General features: G+C 59.4%; 16 protein-coding genes, 1 pseudogene and 1 riboswitch. Of the genes and pseudogenes, 10 read left to right on the forward strand and 7 right to left on the reverse strand.

Features of this window, described 5'->3' with window-relative positions; translation table 11 throughout:
- Positions 1-119: 119 nt before the first annotated feature.
- Positions 120-1085 (reverse strand): choloylglycine hydrolase, encoded by a 966-nt coding sequence (gene bsh / locus ACTNBB_RS00005; protein ID WP_427719772.1) that lies wholly within the window; start codon positions 1083-1085, stop codon positions 120-122.
- Between the two features lie 244 nt (positions 1086-1329).
- Complete coding sequence (locus tag ACTNBB_RS00010) at positions 1330-1749, reverse strand: peptide deformylase (RefSeq protein ID WP_154517060.1); 420 nt, start codon at positions 1747-1749, stop codon at positions 1330-1332.
- A gap of 193 nt (positions 1750-1942) precedes the next feature.
- On the opposite strand from ACTNBB_RS00010, the gene ACTNBB_RS00015 reads away from it, so the two are divergent.
- Together ACTNBB_RS00015 and ACTNBB_RS00020 are read left to right on the forward strand one after the other, a co-directional pair.
- Positions 1943-3253, forward strand: coding sequence for an NCS2 family permease (locus tag ACTNBB_RS00015; protein WP_441056295.1), 1311 nt, complete (start codon positions 1943-1945; stop codon positions 3251-3253).
- A gap of 136 nt (positions 3254-3389) precedes the next feature.
- The gene (locus ACTNBB_RS00020; protein ID WP_441056296.1) at positions 3390-4055 is read left to right on the forward strand and encodes an alpha/beta hydrolase; all 666 of its coding nucleotides are present in this window, start codon (positions 3390-3392) and stop codon (positions 4053-4055) included.
- A 58-nt stretch (positions 4056-4113) separates the two neighbouring features.
- Here ACTNBB_RS00020 and ACTNBB_RS00025 read toward each other — a convergent pair whose 3' ends face one another.
- The 4 genes and pseudogenes from ACTNBB_RS00025 to ACTNBB_RS00040 form a co-directional block, all read right to left on the reverse strand.
- The gene (locus ACTNBB_RS00025) at positions 4114-5448 is read right to left on the reverse strand and encodes a uracil-xanthine permease family protein (protein WP_441056297.1); all 1335 of its coding nucleotides are present in this window, start codon (positions 5446-5448) and stop codon (positions 4114-4116) included.
- Between the two features lie 122 nt (positions 5449-5570).
- Positions 5571-6721, reverse strand: a pseudogene (locus tag ACTNBB_RS00030) (5-methyltetrahydropteroyltriglutamate--homocysteine S-methyltransferase).
- A 130-nt stretch (positions 6722-6851) separates the two neighbouring features.
- Positions 6852-7748 carry a LysR family transcriptional regulator gene (locus ACTNBB_RS00035; RefSeq protein WP_427747880.1) on the reverse strand — a complete coding sequence of 299 codons (897 nt, stop codon included), beginning with the start codon at positions 7746-7748 and terminating at the stop codon, positions 6852-6854.
- A 10-nt stretch (positions 7749-7758) separates the two neighbouring features.
- Positions 7759-8667, reverse strand: coding sequence for an HAD-IIB family hydrolase (locus ACTNBB_RS00040; protein WP_441056298.1), 909 nt, complete (start codon positions 8665-8667; stop codon positions 7759-7761).
- Positions 8668-8827: 160 nt separating this feature from the next.
- Positions 8828-8938: riboswitch (TPP riboswitch) on the forward strand.
- 51 nt (positions 8939-8989) lie between these two features.
- On the opposite strand from ACTNBB_RS00040, the gene thiM reads away from it, so the two are divergent.
- The 3 genes from thiM to ACTNBB_RS00055 are packed head-to-tail and all read left to right on the forward strand — an operon-like array spanning position 8990 to position 10866.
- A complete protein-coding gene (gene thiM / locus ACTNBB_RS00045) occupies positions 8990-9829 on the forward strand; it encodes a hydroxyethylthiazole kinase (protein WP_441056299.1) in 840 nt (279 codons plus the stop codon).
- A 3-nt stretch (positions 9830-9832) separates the two neighbouring features.
- Positions 9833-10174, forward strand: a complete 342-nt coding sequence (locus ACTNBB_RS00050) for a thiamine-binding protein (protein WP_441056300.1) — start codon at positions 9833-9835, stop codon at positions 10172-10174.
- Complete coding sequence (locus ACTNBB_RS00055; RefSeq protein WP_441056301.1) at positions 10171-10866, forward strand: thiamine phosphate synthase; 696 nt, start codon at positions 10171-10173, stop codon at positions 10864-10866. Before ACTNBB_RS00050 ends, ACTNBB_RS00055 begins: the two co-directional genes overlap by 4 nt.
- 356 nt (positions 10867-11222) lie before the next feature.
- Here the strand turns inward: ACTNBB_RS00055 and ACTNBB_RS00060 are convergent, their stop codons facing one another.
- The gene (locus ACTNBB_RS00060) at positions 11223-12092 is read right to left on the reverse strand and encodes a patatin-like phospholipase family protein (protein ID WP_427719865.1); all 870 of its coding nucleotides are present in this window, start codon (positions 12090-12092) and stop codon (positions 11223-11225) included.
- 258 nt (positions 12093-12350) lie between these two features.
- Here ACTNBB_RS00060 and ACTNBB_RS00065 point away from each other — a divergent pair, with 258 nt between their 5' ends.
- The 5 genes from ACTNBB_RS00065 (at position 12351) to ACTNBB_RS00085 (ending at position 15957) form a co-directional block, all read left to right on the forward strand.
- Entirely contained in the window at positions 12351-12974 is a 624-nt protein-coding gene (locus tag ACTNBB_RS00065) for a flavodoxin family protein (protein WP_441056302.1), read from the forward strand.
- A gap of 185 nt (positions 12975-13159) precedes the next feature.
- Complete coding sequence (locus ACTNBB_RS00070; protein ID WP_055252194.1) at positions 13160-13501, forward strand: arsenate reductase family protein; 342 nt, start codon at positions 13160-13162, stop codon at positions 13499-13501.
- A gap of 86 nt (positions 13502-13587) precedes the next feature.
- Positions 13588-14718: a GTP-binding protein gene (locus ACTNBB_RS00075; RefSeq protein ID WP_441056303.1), complete on the forward strand. Its 1131-nt coding sequence runs from the start codon at positions 13588-13590 to the stop codon at positions 14716-14718.
- A 93-nt stretch (positions 14719-14811) separates the two neighbouring features.
- Positions 14812-15411, forward strand: a complete 600-nt coding sequence (locus tag ACTNBB_RS00080; RefSeq protein WP_441056304.1) for a tRNA (cytidine(34)-2'-O)-methyltransferase — start codon at positions 14812-14814, stop codon at positions 15409-15411.
- 189 nt (positions 15412-15600) lie between these two features.
- Positions 15601-15957: a winged helix-turn-helix transcriptional regulator gene (locus tag ACTNBB_RS00085; protein WP_441056305.1), complete on the forward strand. Its 357-nt coding sequence runs from the start codon at positions 15601-15603 to the stop codon at positions 15955-15957.
- The last annotated feature ends 17 nt before the right edge of the window (positions 15958-15974 follow it).

Here is a 15974-nt window from a genome sequence, read left to right on the forward strand (position 1 = left end):
GGCCCGCGACACCAAACACCCCACCGCCCCAAACACCTCCCGCCGCCCCGGGGCCACGACAGCGCCCCGCCCCCCCCCCGGCGCCGCAGGGCCGCTTTGCATTGCAGTAAAACCGCCGGCTACGAACGACGCGGCTCGGGAACCACGAGCCTATCGGGGCTCGCGCCCTCGGCATCCATCAGGCTCACGTAGCGAATCGACGGATCCTCATACGTTGAGTAATAGTAATTGCCCGTGCGCGCGCTAAAGCATCCGGTGTAGATAGTCTTCTCGAACTTGCCGTCACCCATCTTGGACGCACCCTCGATCATCGCCACCCCCTCGAGCGAGCGGAACATGCGAATGACGTTCTCGGCCTCGCTGTCTTTTTGCGGGTAATTGGCATTGAGGTATGCCGCCTTTACAAAACGGCTCGGCGAATAGCAGTCACCCGGAATACCGCGCATGCCGGCACCCGCGCCATAGGGCTTGAGCTCGGCGCCACGCCATGTCGCCGTCTGAGGAAAATCGCTTGTGGCAGTGATATAGGTGCGTAGGTTTTCCATGTGCCACGGGAAGGTCGGCTGATTGGCAAGGGTGTCGACCGGATCGTCGTATACATGCAGACCGTCAGCCATCATCTCGACCACGATGCTGCGCCGGCTGTCGCCGATAATCCAATGGAGCAGCGACACACCCAGCCCCTCTCCGGCAGATTTGGCAACAATCACCGTGTCGCGAAGCGCAGCCTCGACCTCGTCGACCGTCGAGAACGTCGCTGCCACCCACAGGGGAAACTCATAGGCCGCGATATTGGTCTTGCCATCAACCGGGTCCTCGGCATACTCGGCATAACCGGGAAAGTTGAGCCCTGCCACAGCCAGACCCGCATCGTTACCACAGTCGAAAAACATAGGATAGTTCTTGTAATCGATGCACATGCCGATTACCGCGTGTGCCGCCGACGCATCGTCGATAAACGAATACGGGATATGGAACCCGCGGGGCATCACGCGAACCTGTTGGCCGTAGCTAAAGCTCCAGTCGAGGTTGCGACCCAGATACATGTTGCCGGAATTATCGGTAAATCGAATGCTCGTGCACATGGCGCCTCCTAGCCATACGTCCTTGTTAAGCTCATTGTTACCAAACAAATAGGCGCTAAACACAAAAGCCCGGACATGACAATAACGTCACGCCCGGACCACACAAGCAAGATAAACTCAACCAAGTCAACCTCGCAGGTCGTCTAAGGGGTCAAAGTACCGCAGATTGCCACGAAAGAGGAGCGAAGCGTACTTAAGGTACGCGAGCGACGATTGAGCGGCAAGGTGCGGTACTTTGGTCCCCTTAGACCAACTTTCCAAGACAGTGATCGATCATATGCTGGATCATTTGTGCCTCAAAGCCCGTGTAGTCGCGGCGGCACTCCTTCATCTTGCCGTCGACGATCTGGTCAAAGGCAACCTTGCACTTGATATAGCGCGTGGACTTGGTGATTTCGTCGTGCGTCAGGCAGCTCTCCTCCATCTTGCTGGCGCCCAGGCCAAACACCAGACGGGGGTTGTAGAGCACGTGGGGCTCGCCGGCGTCGTCCAGATAGACGCAGACCTTCTTGGTGACGCCAATCTGGTTGGCGGCAAGGCAGCCGGCGTCCTCGAGCGACTTGATGGTGTCGATCAGGTCCTGTGCGACCGACTCGTCCTCGACAGTCGCAACCTCGCAACGCTGGGACAGGATGGCCTCGTCGCGGCAGAGCTCTTTAATCATACGTTCCTCCAAAGAGTTCAATGTAACTGCTTAAGTATACGGTACCTACACATTTTCATGCGAAAAATACCGTCCGCCTGTTACAAAGCGCCGAACTTCAACATGCGAGAAGCATCGACCTTCCAAAGGCGATATAGTAGGTAAGTTCGTGTCAATCGGCCTAAACTCGGGGCCGAACAAGGAAAGGGTATGCATGGACGAACTTTTTCACGTCAGCGAGCGCAAGTCCACAATCGGGACCGAACTTCGCGCTGGACTGACAACATTCCTGGCGATGGCCTACATCATCGCCGTCAACCCTGCGGTGCTCTCGGGCGCTGGCATCGATGCGGGAGCGCTCGCCTGCGCCACCTGTCTGGGCGCCGGTATCATGACCATCTGCATGGGCATCTTCGCCAACCGCCCGCTCGCCTGTGCGTCGGGCTTAGGCGTCAACGCGATGATCGCTGGAATCACCACCACCGTCTGCGGCGGTGACTGGCACGTGGCCATGAGCGTCATCTTCCTTGAGGGCGTCGTCATCTTGCTGCTCGTGCTTTGTGGCCTGCGCGAGGCCATCATGGATGCCATCCCGGTTGTCCTGCGCCACGCCATCTCGGTGGGTCTGGGCCTGTTTATCGCCATGATCGGCCTGTGCGACGCCGGCATCATCACCGCTGGCGCCGGTACGCTCGTCGGCCTGGGCGACATCACCTCCCCCACCTTTATCGTCGGCATCATCTCCATCGTCGTGACGGTTGCCCTTGCTTCCCGCAACGTGCCGGGCTCGCTGCTCATCGGCATCATCGTCGCCGTTATCGCCGGTATCCCCCTAGGTGTGACCCATGCTCCGACCGGTATCATCGCCCCGCTCGACTTCTCGAGCATCGGTGGCCCCATCGCCGACGCCGGCGGCGTGCTCGCCATCGTCAAGGTCCTTACCGACCCCACGCTCCTCGTCATCTCGTTCTCGCTGCTCATGAGTGACTTCTTCGACACCATGGGCACCGCGATGGCCGTGGCCAAGCAGGGCGAGTTCCTCACCGACGACGGCAACGTCGAGAATATCAAGGAGATCCTGATCGTCGACTCCGCCGCCGCTGCTGTGGGCGGTTTTATGGGCGTCTCCTCCATCACCACCTTCGTCGAGTCCACCTCTGGCGCTGCCGACGGTGGCCGCACGGGCCTCACCTCCGTCACCACCGGCGTGCTGTTCATTCTCGCCGCGTTCTTCTCCCCCATCGTCACCATCGTTTCCAGCGCCGCCACCTGCGGTGCTCTGGTCTACGTCGGCTACCTCATGATGAGCGAGGCCTCCGAGATCGACTGGTCCGACGTGTCGCAGGGTTTCCCAGCGTTCATGATTGTCGCCGGCGTGCCCTTTACCTACTCCATCTCTGCCGGCATCGGTCTGGGCTTTATCGCCTACGTGGTCGTCGCGCTCTTTAAGGGCGAGGCCTCCAAGGTCAAGCCGCTCATGTGGATCGCATCACTCGCCTTCCTCGTCTACTTCTTTGTAGCGTAAGGGCAAAGCTGCCAAAGCAAAACCTCAAGGCGCAGAGTCGCATCAAGCGGCTCTGCGCCTTTCTTTTAGCGACGGTCCCTACGCCGACGTGCGACAATCGTATTTGTAGATGTCGAAATGCAGAGAGAAGCTTGTCATGGAAGCGCGTCAAAAGCAGATAACCATTCATTCAAAGCATGTCGAAAGCGCGCCCGTCATTTACCTTCCCGCGGTCATGGGTGACGGCACCGAGGTCTATAGCCGTTGTCTTGAGCTTGATTGCCCGCCATTCACCCTGGTCGCCATTGGCGAACTCGATTGGAATCGCGAGCTGAGTCCTTGGGAATGCGACGGAACCGTGCGCTATGCCGAGCCCTTTGGTGGACAGGCGTCCGAGTTTCTCGATGAACTGCTGAATCGGATAATCCCAGAGGTCGAGCCATCACTTCCCTGCCCGCCTACCTGGCGCGGCATTGCCGGTTACTCATTGGCGGGCCTCTTTTCGCTTTGGTCGCTCTGGCAGACCGATGCCTTTGACCGCGCCGCAAGCGCATCGGGGTCCCTATGGTTTCCCGGATTTCTCGATTACGCACACGGGCACACGATGTCAGCCGCGCCCAACGCCGTCTATCTATCACTCGGCAAAAAGGAGACCAAGACGCCCAACCGCATGATGCGGCACGTACTCGACGACACGCGCGCAATGGAGAAACTACTCGGCGACCGAGGCATCCCCGCGACCTTCGAGCTCAACCCCGGTAACCACTTTGCCCAAACCGATGTGCGCATGGCCCGCGGCATACACTGGATACTGACGCATTAAAAATGGCGCCCACGCGTACGCACGGGCGCCATTTTTTTGATTTAGCTGAACACAACTACTACTCGACAGTCTCCTCAAGTTCGGAAACGGCGAACTCAAAGTCGTTGCCGGGCAGAATCGCGTTGAGCACGATGCCCACCAGCGAGCCCACGGCAAGGCCCGAAAGCGAAATCGTCACGCCGCCCAGCTCCAGCACGATGCCACCGGCGGCGCTGTAGGCAATGCCGAGTGAAAGCACGAGCACCAGAGCGACCACCAGCACGTTGCGGTTGTTCTGGAAATCGACCTGGTTCTCGATGAGGTTACGGACGCCCACGGCGCTGATCATGCCATAGAGCACGAGCGACACGCCGCCGATAACGCATGCCGGCATGGCGGCGATCACGGCAGCGAACTTGGGGCAGAACGAAAGCACGATGGCGCAGCACGCGGCAATGCGAATCACGCGCGGGTCAAACACGCGCGTCAGGGCGAGCACGCCGGTGTTCTCGCCATACGTGGTGTTGGCCGGAGCGCCAAAGAGCGAAGCCAGAATCGTGGCGAGACCATCACCGAGCAGCGTGCGATGCAGGCCGGGATCGGCGATGTAGTTGCGCTCGCAGGTGGAGCCAATAGCGGATATATCGCCGATATGCTCAATCATGGTTGCAAAGGCCAGCGGCATGATGGTGATGATGGCCGTCGTGGCAAGGCCGCTATCGAACTGCGGCCCAAAGAGTGCAAACACCGTGTTGTCCCACACGACAGGCAAGCCAAGCCAGGGAGCGGCTGCGACGCCGGAGAAATCGACCTCGCCCAGCGCAGCCGCAACGGCATAGCTCACCACGACGCCCAGTAAAATCGGCACGATCTTGACCATGCCGCGACCCCAAATATTGCAGATGACGATTACGGCGACGGCAACCACGGCAACGAGCCAGTTAGTCTGGCAGTTGGCAATAGCGGAACTCGCCAGGATCAGACCGATCGAAATGACAATGGGGCCAGTCACCACCGGCGGGAAGAAGCGCATGACGCGCTTGGCGCCAAACGTGCGGAAGAGCGCCGCAAGCACCGGGTAGAGCAAACCGGCGCAGGCAACGCCCAGGCAAGCGTAGGGCAATAGCTCGGCCTCGCCGTTGGGCGCGATTGCGGCATAGCCGGCAATAAAGGCAAACGATGAGCCCAAAAATGCGGGGACCTTACCGCGTGACAGGAAGTGGAATAGCAGCGTGCCCAAGCCGGCAAACAAAAGCGTTGCCGATACCGAAAGGCCGGTGAGCACGGGCACCAGCACCGTGGCACCAAACATGGCAAACAGGTGCTGCAGACCGAGCAGGAACATGCGCGGGCGGCCGAGCGACGAAGCGTCGTAGATGGCATCGGTGACGGCGGGCGTCGAGGACTGGGACATGGATGTCCTTTCGAATGGAAGGGCGCTCGGGCATAGCGGATAACCTGCCCGAACGATACGGTCCGAACCATTGTACGCGATACGCCATGTCTCGCACGCGCCGTCACTTGCAAACGGTACCGCTATTTCCAAACACGCTCGGCAATACGCTTGACCAGCGCGATCTTTGCCCACTGCTCGCCTTCGGTCAGCTTGTTGCCAATCTCGCAGCTGGCAAAGCCACACTGCGGAGACAGATACAGATTCTCAAGCGGCACGTACTTTGCTGCCTCATGAATACGCTCGACGGTCGCGTCCTCGTCCTCGAGCTCGGCTGCCTTGGTGGTCACCAGGCCCAACACGACCTTCTTACCGGGCGCAACGTGCCTAAGCGGCTCAAAACCACCGGCGCGCGGAGTGTCGAACTCCAGATAGAACGCGTCAACGTCCTCATGCGCAAACAGGTACGGGGCGATGGGATCATAGCCGCCCTCAAAGGCATAAGTAGAGTGGTAGTTGCCACGGCATACATGCGTATTGATCACCAAGTCGTCAGGCTTGCCCGCGATGGCGGCATTGTTGAGCGCCACGCCCAGCTCGCTCACCTTTTGCAGGTCAACCGGACTCATGCCGGTCTTGGACACAAAGTCAGTATCGCAATAGATGCCCCAGGTGCAGTCATCAAATTGGATGTTGCGGCAACCCGCGGCATACAGATCGGCAATCACGGTGCGGTATGCTGCGGCGATGGCATCGGCGAGCTCTTCGTCGGTCTTGTAGACGGCGCGCAGGCTCTCCTGCTGGCCATCGCAGCGGTCGAGCGTGACTTCGGAGAACGTCTGGATCGGCGCCGGAATGGTTTGCCGCGCGACCTGGCCCTCGCCCTCAAGCGCCTTGACAAACTTGAAGTGCTCGACGAACGGATGGTTCTCGCCGCTAATAGGTCCGGTCACCACGCGGTGTCGGCGGTAGTCTCCTCATCGTGGAACATATAGCCCGTACGCGAGGTGCGGCGCTCGATGCCGTTGAGACCCCACATAAAATCGAGGTGCCAGTAGCTGCGGCGGAACTCGCCGTCGGTGATGACCTGCAGGCCGGCGGCCTTTTGCTTTGCCACCAAATCGCGAATGGCCTCGTCCTCGACTGCCTTAAGTCCCTCGGCATCAAGCGCGCCTGCCGCATAGGCAGCGCGGGCGTCCTTTACGGCCTGCGGACGAAGAAAACTGCCGACGATATCGGCGCGAAACGGCGCTTTGAGCTGGGTGGAATTGCTCATAGGAATCTCCTTTTGCATGGACTGCTTTGGCGAGAAAGAGTATGAGCGCACTCCTGGTTATCGTAAAATATGCGTTTATATATGTTTGCCATATAGTTTTCCTATATCCATTTCGACAGCTCAAGATAGCAACATCAAACGCTACCGGTTAGATATGCCTCCGGATGGCCTCGACATAAGCCTGTCCATAGCGCGTGAGCGTCGTATTCTTGCGCGTGATAATGCCGATCTCCATGTATTCATCCACATCGAGCGGAATCGAGATAATACCGGGGCCATTAAGCTCGTGGCTAATCACGCCCGAACACACCGTGTAGCCGTTGAGACCCATGGCTAGGTTGAACAAGGTCGCACGGTCGCGCACGCGGATATTCTTGCGGCGCTCAAACGTCGAGGTCAGTTCCTCGGAATAGTAAAACGAGTTGTAGCTGCCCTGTTCATAGGATAGGAACGGATAGTCTTCCAAGTCCTCGAGCGTCACGCTGGCGTGGTCCGCCAGTGGATGGTCGGCGCATACAAAGACGTGCGGCGTGGCGCAGAAGAGCCCTTCGAATACGAGCTCGTTGGCCGCCAGCATGCGCTCGATAACCTCGCGGTTATGTTCGGATAAGTACAGAATGCCCAGTTCACTCTTCATGTGCGCGACATCTTCGATGATCTCGTGAGTCTGTTCCTCGCGCAGGGTAAAGTCGTAGCGCGCGGCATCGAACTCACGGATCACGTCGACAAACGCATTAACGGCAAAGGAATAATGCTGACAGCTCACACTAAAGTGCGGCACCTGCTCGGATGCACCCTTGTACTTATCCTCGAGCAGATCGGCCTGATCGAGTACCTGGCGCGCGTAGCCCAAGAATGTCTCGCCTTCCTCGGACACAATGACGCCCTTGTTGGTGCGCTCAAAGATGTGCACACCCATCTCGTTTTCGAGATCGCGAATCGAGGCGGTAATCGAAGGCTGCGACACAAAGAGCCGACGCGAGGCCTCGGTGATGCTGCCGCATTCGGCAACCTTAACAACATACCTGAGCTGCTGAAGCTTCATGACTTTCTCCCTAGACGTTCGTGACGCCAAGACCCGTCGCGTCCATCTGGCGCATAAACGACGGCATCGCCCCCGTCGCGGCGCAGGCGGCAATCTGATGCAGAGCCCCGGCAACCGCATCGTCTGCCGCAGCGCCGATATGCCAACGCGCGGCAGCCGTGACGGCCTCATTGGCATTGGCGACTGCAACGGAGTTGGGAACGGCATTAATCATGGGCAGATCGTTATCGGAATCGCCGAACACCGCCACCTCGTCGGGCGTTAGGCCCAAAGCACGCGCCAGCTCCAGCGTGGCACAGCCCTTGTCCCAACCAGCCGGAAGGATGTCAAACAGGCGCACTCGGTTGTTGGGAAACACAAGCGAGAGTTCCGGCACCTCGGCGGCAACGCGCTCGCGTAGCTCCGCGAGCCCCTCACGCGAACGGGCACTCCAGATATTCGCCTTGAACACCGGCGCGTCATCGACAACGGGACGGCACGGGGCCTCTTCGCCTTTGAGCCACGCGTTGCCGCCCGACTCCATAGCGCGATGCACGCGCTCGGGGTCGCTCGTCACGCAATAGGCGTCATTATCCCAAAAGTCATCACCCAAGCTGTAGACCTTCAGATAGGTATCATCGGTCTCTTGCTCCAAGTAGTCAGCCAAGCGAATAAGGGCGGCGTTATCGGTCGCATGCGAGGCTACCACCTCGCCGTCGACAAACATGACCTGGCCGTTGCAGAACGCACCGGTCGAGAAGCACTCGGAACGATTACGAAACATCCAGCCCATCGCGGAAGGCTGACGGCCCGAAACCGGGCCAAAGTGCAGGGCCAACGCCTGCATGGCATGAATGCCCTCGATGGCGTAGTCGCTGGCGCCGTCATGCCCGGCTGGAATCAACGTATCGTCCATATCGGTCAGCACAAGTTTAATCATAAGGCCCCCAGTCATTTTCACCGTATCCATTGTAGCGACCTGCCAATAAGGGACAGGTTTATTTTGGCAGGTTTTATCTGGGAAAATGCAACGCCCCAGTTGCCACCTACCAAAATAAACCTGTCCCTTTTTGGCAGGTGCGCTAGTATAGGGAACAACAGATTCGATGCGGGAGTGCCGGCGGTGCAAACCACAAGGCTGAGAGGGCATGGGGCCCAATCCTTTGAACCTGTCAGTTAATGCTGGCGTAGGGAGCATGCCGCCTTTACAGGGGCGCTGTCTATGCACAGCGCCCCTTTTCTATGCCAAGGAGGCATGTGCAGTGATTGATTCGAAACAGCTTAAACAAAATGTGGTCAAGGCCGTGGAGGAGATTCGCGCCACCAATCCGATGGCCGGCTCCATCACCAACACGGTGACGATCAACTTTGTCGCCAACGCCCAGCTCGCCGTAGGCGGTTCGGCCGCCATGGTCTATCTGCCCGACGAGGGCGAGGCGCTCGTTGCCGGCGGCGGCGCCATCTATCTCAACATGGGCACGCTCTTCCCCATCTACGAGCAGACGATTCCCCGTGCGGCCAAAGCGGCACACGACGCCGGCAAGCCCTGGGTGCTCGATCCGGTGGGCCTGGGCATCGGTAGCCTGCGCACCCAGCTGGTAAACGAGCTCAAGCAGTACAAGCCCGCCATCGTGCGCGGCAACGCCTCCGAGATCATCGCGCTCGCCGGCCTGTGGGGTCTTGAAGGCGAGGCGGCTGACCTGAGCCGCGTGCGCGGTGTCGATACCACCGATACGGTCGACGCCGCCCGCGGCGCTGCCGTGGCACTCGCCCGCTACACCGGCGGCGCCGTAGTGGTCTCGGGCGAAGTCGACTTGATTACCGACGGCACGACCGTGGCCAAGTCCCACGGCGGCAGCCCGCTCATGTCCAAGATTACCGGCTGTGGCTGCTCGCAGGGCGGCGTCCTGGCCGTGTACGCTTGCGCCGCCGATCCGTTTACGGCAGCCATCTGCGGTACCGCTGTCTACAACGTTGCCGGCACGCGTGCCGCCGCTGTCGCTGATGCCCCGGCAAGCTTTAAGGTCGCCTTTATCGACGAACTCTACCGCGCGACCGCTCAGGATATTGCGAATAACCACCTCGAGCTCGAGGAGGCATAAGCCATGTCCGAACCCGCAACCGCTGCCGACATGAACACGCTCGTCGCCGTAGCCATCGCCCCGTGCGGCACAGGCGACGAGCTGTCCGCCGAGGTCGCCGAGGTCGTGCGCGTCATTCGCGAGAGCGGCCTTCCCAACCGCACCACCTCGATGTTCACCGAGATCGAGGGCGACTGGGACGAGGTCATGCAGGTCGTACGCGACGCAACCTTTGCGTTGGCAAGCAAGGGCATCCGCACCGAAGTCGTGCTCAAAGCCGATATTCGACCCGGTTTTACCGACACCATGACCGGCAAACTCGAGCGCATGGAAGCGCAGATCAAAAAGCAGGAGGAAGCACGATGAGCATCCGCGACAACCTTGATATCTCGGCTTATCTGGTACTCGGCCCCGAAAACACGCTGGGACGTCCCGTGGGCGATGTGGTAGCGCAGGCGCTCGATGCCGGCTTTACCTGCATCCAGGTGCGCTCCAAGGTGGCAAGTGCCCGCGAGATCATCGCGCTGACGGGCGACGCCGCGCAGGCTATCGCTCGCGCCGGCAAGACCGGCAAGGTCGCCCTGCTTATCGACGACCGTCTGGACTGCGTACTCGCCGCACGCGAACAGGGTATCGCCGTCGACGGCGTGCATGTGGGCCAGAGCGATATTCCCGTCGAGGTCTGCCGCAAGCTTCTGGGCCCCGATGCCATCGTGGGCCTTTCGGCCCGTTGCGAGGAAATGCTCGAGTACGTCAAGACCGCCGACATGAGCCTAGTCGACTACCTGGGCATCGGCCCGCTCCACGAGACCGAGACCAAGCGCGACTGTGGACGCGCGGCAGATGGCTCCATCATCACCAAGAGCTTTGAGGACCTGGCCGCGCTCCATGCGGCAAGCCCCGTTCCCATCGTGGTCGGCGGCGGCGTCAAAAAAGCCGATCTGCCGCAGCTTAAGGCCACCGGCGTCGAGGGCTTCTTTGTGGTGAGCGCCGTCTGCAGCGCTGACGACCCCCACGCCGCAGCCAAGGAGCTTGTCGACACCTGGCAGCAGGCATAGGCATAGGCCGAGCAGCTGATTCGCAGCCTCATATCTTCAATAGCGGAAAGCGCATCCCAGTTTGGACCTCCATTCTGGGATGCGTTTTCCATATAGAGAGTCAGCGGGAAACTGTGTCCCAGTCTAGACGTAGATTCCGGGATGCACTTTCCGGAATCCGCCGTCTGGGAAACTGTATCCCGTTCTGGGCGCAAATTCTGGGACACGCTTTCCGAAATCCGCCCAACGGGAAACTGTGTCCCAAACTACGGCCGAAAAGTGGGGCACGCTTTCCCGAGCGGTCTCCATGGGAAACTATGCCCCATTTCGAAGGCTCATTCTGAGATGCACTTTCCGCCGAGTCAGCGACCGTGGCTCTACCCTGCCAGATACACCTCTAGTGCGGGCAACGTGGCCTCCGCATCACGCCGACCGACCTGGTAGATACGTTCGAGCTCCTCTGGCTCACGACACAGCGATGGCACCTTCACCGATTCGCTCGGACGCACCACAAAAACCTCGTCGCCGGCCTCGCGACGCGTCAGGTCATCGAGCGTGGCGTTATAAACCTCGTGCCGGTGCTCAAGCGCCGCGACAAACTCTGGATAGCGGCGAAACACGCGGCGCAGCATAGGCATCAAGCTATTGGGTTGTTTCACAAAGCCCGCCGGCTGCGTCAGCACCACGATGTTACGGTCATACCCCTGCGCAAACAGCCATGCGCTGGGAATAGAATCGGCCACACCGCCATCCAGATATCGATGTCCATCAATCCAGACGGGCTTGGTCGCCACGGGAATCGCCGACGATGCCCGAATCCACTCGATATCGCGCTCGTCGCCATACGGCAGATCGTGATAGACGGCCTTGCCCGTCTCGATATCGGTACACACGCACGTAAATCGCATGGGGCAGGCGCGATACGCCTCCAAGTCGATGGGATCGCGCTCGATAGGCACCTCGTGATAGGCAAAATCGGCATTGAACATGTCACCGGTTCGCAACCAGCTTGTCACGCTCGCATAGCGCTTGTCGGCACAATAGGCTTTGTTGTAGCGAATGGCGCGGCCGATCTGGCGCGATTTAAAGTTGTAGCCAAACGCCGCGCCCGCCGAGACACCCACCATATGATCGCAGGTCAAACCGTGCTCCATCCAAACGTCGAGCACGCCCGCCGTATACATACCGCGGTAGCCGCCTCCCTCGAGCGCAAGCCCCACTGTGTGTGATGTCTCCGGCTGTGCCATGCAACCATCTCCGTTCCCATGCTTTTGAACTCAACAAGTATATCTGTCAACGTATGCCGTCAAAAACGTGTTTATAAGCATTTATCGAACGTTTCCCAATGCATTCCCCATGCCGTACCGCAATGCCCCTAGATGGCCTTAGGCATGAACGCCCTTAAGAACGTTGCGGGATAAACATCGCCCGCACCATGCCAACGTCATCGCACGCAACGTGCGATAATTCTCAGCAGAAGTCACCGACAGCAGAGGGAGTTTGTGATGAAGGTTCTTTTGGTCAACGGCAGTCCCAAGGCAAACGGAAACACCGCCCGGGCGCTCGCCGAGATTGCAGAGCAGCTTAAAGCCGAAGGCATCGATAGTGAGGTATTTCAGCTGGGCGCCAAGCCCATTCGCGATTGTATCGGTTGCGGCCAGTGTGGCAAGCTTGGGGGTCGCTGCACCTTTGACGACGACGTGGTGAACGAGCTCATCGCTGCCGCTGAGCAGGCAGACGGCTTTGTCTTTGGCTCACCCGTCTACTATGCGCACCCCAGCGGACGCATCCTTTCGGCCCTCGACCGCGCCTTCTATGCGGGCGGGCACGCCTTTGCGCACAAACCCGGCGCCGCGGTCGCTGTCGCCCGTCGCGGTGGCACGTCGACCACCTTCGATGTGCTCAACAAGTACTTCACCATTAACCAGATGCCCGTGGTCGCCTCCACGTACTGGAACAACGTCTTTGGTCGCGTGCCCGGCGACGCCGATGGGGATGCCGAGGGCCTTGCCACCATGCGCAACATCGGCAAGAACATGGCCTGGCTCCTGCAATGTATCGAAGCAGGACAGGCCGCCGGCATCAGCGCGCCCGAAGCCGATCGCGAGCGCACCAACTTCATTCGATAAGTCCAGCGGTGGTCACCTCGATGTTCTATCAATGTCAGCGAAAAGCCAGCTGATGAGGCAAGGTGCCTTGAAAGAGGAGGGCGCTAGGCTGTTGCCCGCGCCCGACGATTGAAAGGCAGATTGCCCATCAGATGGCTTTGCAGCGTCGAGGTGACCGCCGTTCGTTAGAACGGCGGAACAGATACATGAACGTGCAAATCTTCGGCACCAAAAAGTCCTTCGATACCAAGAAGGCCCAGCGCTATTTTAAGGAGCGCCGCATTAAGGTGCAGTTTATTGACCTTAAGGAAAAGGAGATGAGCAAAGGCGAGCTCACGAGCGTGATGCAGGCGGTCGGCGGCATCGACAAGCTGCTCAACCCCAAAGCCAAGGACGAGGAGACACTCGCACTTATCCAGCACCTCACTCCCAGCCAGCGCTTTGATAAGCTGCTCGAGAATCAGCAGGTACTGGCCGAGCCCATCGTGCGCAACGGCAAAAAGGCCACCGTCGGTTATTGCCCCGATGTATGGGGAGCCTGGGAGTAGCCTGTGTTATTTGCCGGCGCGTGGGTATAAGAGCAGGCGTTTGGCATATGATTTTACTGTAAGCCGTGTCTAACAAAGGAGGGCACATGCCCAACAAACCCGTGAAGATCATCATGCTTACCGGATACCTCGGTGCCGGCAAGACCACGCTGCTCAACCATATCCTCGCCAACGACGGCGGTATCCGCGCCGCCGTGATCGTCAACGATATCGGCGAGATCAACGTCGACGCCAGCCTTATCGCCGACGGTGGCCTTTCCGAGACCGACGACCTCATCCCGCTCACCAACGGCTGCATCTGCTGCACGCTTTCGGACGACCTGGCCAACCAGCTGCAGGGCATTGCCGATTCGGGCAAGTTCGACTACATCATCATCGAGGCCTCCGGTATTTGCGAGCCTATCCCCATCGCCTACACCATCTCGAGCTTCTGCGACGAGGCCAAAGTGGGCGGCGAACCCAAGCTCGCGCTCGACAACATCGTTGCCGTGGTCGACTGTGCCCGCATGTACGACGAGTTCAACGGCGGTCGCGACCTGCTGGCCGAGGATATCGACGAGGACGACATCGAGAGCCTGCTCATCCAGCAGATCGAGTTTTGCTCCACGCTGATCCTCAACAAGACCGATACCGTGAGCCCTGAGCAGATCGCCGAGCTCAAGGCCATCGTGCGCAGTCTGCAGAAGGACGCCGTGATTGTCGAGGCTCAAAACGGCGAGGTCCCCATGGAGGAGCTGCTCGATACCGATCGCTTCGACTTTATGCGCGCCTACAACTCCGCCGCCTGGATCGAGGCCATGGAGCATCCCGAGGAGCACGACGACCCCGAGGTGCTCGAGTACGACATCGAGACCTTTGTGTACTCGCGCCGTAAGCCATTTGACCTGCAGAAGTTCACCGATTTTGTTGAGCAGGAGTGGCCCGACGAGGTCATTCGCGTCAAGGGTCCGCTGTGGCAGACCGGCGATCCGGACATGTGCTACATGTTCGAGCAGGCCGGCCGCCAGATGCGCCTGATGGAGAACGGCTTGTTCGTTGACTCGGCGCCCGAGGGCGAGAAGCAGACGATCATCGACGAGAACCCCGAGATCATGCAGATTTGGGACGACGAGACGGGCGACCGCATGACGAGCCTGTGCATCATCGGCCGTCACATGGACAAGGATGCGCTCATCGCCTCCCTCGATGCCTGCCTGACCGACTGGCACCGCGCTTAGGTTATCCAAGTGGGCGTTTTCCGCCCACGTAACCATCAAACCACCACGAAGGTACCCTTCGTGGTGGTTTTTCGTTCTATGCCAAGGAGATTCATGTTCAATATCGTGCTGTATGCGCCCGAGATTCCGGCCAATACGGGTAATATCGGCCGTACCTGCGTGGTTACCGGCGCCCGCCTGCATCTGGTGGAGCCACTGGGCTTTTCGCTCGGCGACAAAACGGTGCGTCGCGCCGGCCTGGGCTACTGGCAAAACTTGGACGTGACGACCTATGCCAGCTGGGAGGATTTCCTTGCGCGCAATGACCTTTCCCCCGCCGACGACCGCTTGCATCTGCTGACCAAAAAGGCACGCCGAACCTATGCGCAAAGCACTTACCGTGACGGCGACTATTTGGTCTTTGGCAGCGAAAGCTCAGGGATTCCCGAAGAGCTGCTCGCCGCAGCGCCCGAGCGCTGCGAGCGCATCCCCATGCTGCGCGATTGCGACTCACTCGACAACGCCGAGGCCTGGGAAGCCCACGAGGAATCGCTCGGACATACCGCGGACGGCCATGAGGCCATCCTTCGGCAGGATATCTGCGGCAACTTCGTCAATCCGGACGACTACCGCATCAGCGCACTCAACCTCTCCAACAGCGCCGCCATCGTCCTCTACGAAGCCCTGCGCCAGACAGGCTTTCCGGGAATGTGACAAAGGAACTGCCCCTTTGTCACATTCAAGCGCCACGCCGATGGCACACACGCCTAATTGACGCTCTTGATAAAGAGCCCTTACTTTTAATCAGAATTAACTAAAGTAAAATGAAGTTAAACGGCGGTGTGAAAGGATGCTGAGGGAATCGATAGAGCCGTTCGCTCGATCTCTGGTTTTCCCTTCCTATTGCAACTCGTAGGCTACCGTGCCTGGGATCTCACAAGCGATTCGAAGGAAATCTCGTCACGCGACTTTGGCCTGGGAATCAAAATCGCGCGCGACGAGATGGACGACCGAATCCTCGCGGCAACCTATCGGGAACTCACGGCAGAGGACAAGCGATTCCTCATCGCCATGCTCGATGACGAGGAAGAATCCACCACCGCTGACCTTGTCGAGCGCCTTAAGCGTTCGCCGCAGCAGGTCTCCCGCTACCGACGCCGCATGATAGATGCCGGCATCATTGGAGAACGCGGGCGCGGAATCGTCGCTTTTGAATTGCCATTCTTCCGCGACTATCTCGCCGCTCAATGCGTGAAATAGGCATCAATGAGGCAAAG

It is taken from the genome of Collinsella sp. HCP28S3_B9 (assembly GCF_052066095.1).
In the GTDB taxonomy this organism is placed as follows: domain Bacteria; phylum Actinomycetota; class Coriobacteriia; order Coriobacteriales; family Coriobacteriaceae; genus Collinsella.

Excerpts from the sequence above, each read along its gene's own strand:
- ACTNBB_RS00020 (WP_441056296.1), top strand. The coding sequence starts at position 3,390 with ATGGAAGCGCGTCAAAAGCAGATAACCATTCATTCAAAGCATGTCGAA.
- ACTNBB_RS00065 (WP_441056302.1), top strand. The coding sequence starts at position 12,351 with ATGAAGGTTCTTTTGGTCAACGGCAGTCCCAAGGCAAACGGAAACACC.
- ACTNBB_RS00055 (WP_441056301.1), top strand. The coding sequence starts at position 10,171 with ATGAGCATCCGCGACAACCTTGATATCTCGGCTTATCTGGTACTCGGC.
- ACTNBB_RS00075 (WP_441056303.1), top strand. The coding sequence starts at position 13,588 with ATGCCCAACAAACCCGTGAAGATCATCATGCTTACCGGATACCTCGGT.
- ACTNBB_RS00010 (WP_154517060.1), bottom strand. The coding sequence starts at position 1,749 with ATGATTAAAGAGCTCTGCCGCGACGAGGCCATCCTGTCCCAGCGTTGC.
- ACTNBB_RS00060 (WP_427719865.1), bottom strand. The coding sequence starts at position 12,092 with ATGGCACAGCCGGAGACATCACACACAGTGGGGCTTGCGCTCGAGGGA.
- ACTNBB_RS00080 (WP_441056304.1), top strand. The coding sequence starts at position 14,812 with ATGTTCAATATCGTGCTGTATGCGCCCGAGATTCCGGCCAATACGGGT.
- ACTNBB_RS00025 (WP_441056297.1), bottom strand. The coding sequence starts at position 5,448 with ATGTCCCAGTCCTCGACGCCCGCCGTCACCGATGCCATCTACGACGCT.
- ACTNBB_RS00050 (WP_441056300.1), top strand. The coding sequence starts at position 9,833 with ATGTCCGAACCCGCAACCGCTGCCGACATGAACACGCTCGTCGCCGTA.
- ACTNBB_RS00040 (WP_441056298.1), bottom strand. The coding sequence starts at position 8,667 with ATGATTAAACTTGTGCTGACCGATATGGACGATACGTTGATTCCAGCC.
- bsh (WP_427719772.1), bottom strand. The coding sequence starts at position 1,085 with ATGTGCACGAGCATTCGATTTACCGATAATTCCGGCAACATGTATCTG.
- ACTNBB_RS00070 (WP_055252194.1), top strand. The coding sequence starts at position 13,160 with ATGAACGTGCAAATCTTCGGCACCAAAAAGTCCTTCGATACCAAGAAG.
- ACTNBB_RS00035 (WP_427747880.1), bottom strand. The coding sequence starts at position 7,748 with ATGAAGCTTCAGCAGCTCAGGTATGTTGTTAAGGTTGCCGAATGCGGC.
- ACTNBB_RS00015 (WP_441056295.1), top strand. The coding sequence starts at position 1,943 with ATGGACGAACTTTTTCACGTCAGCGAGCGCAAGTCCACAATCGGGACC.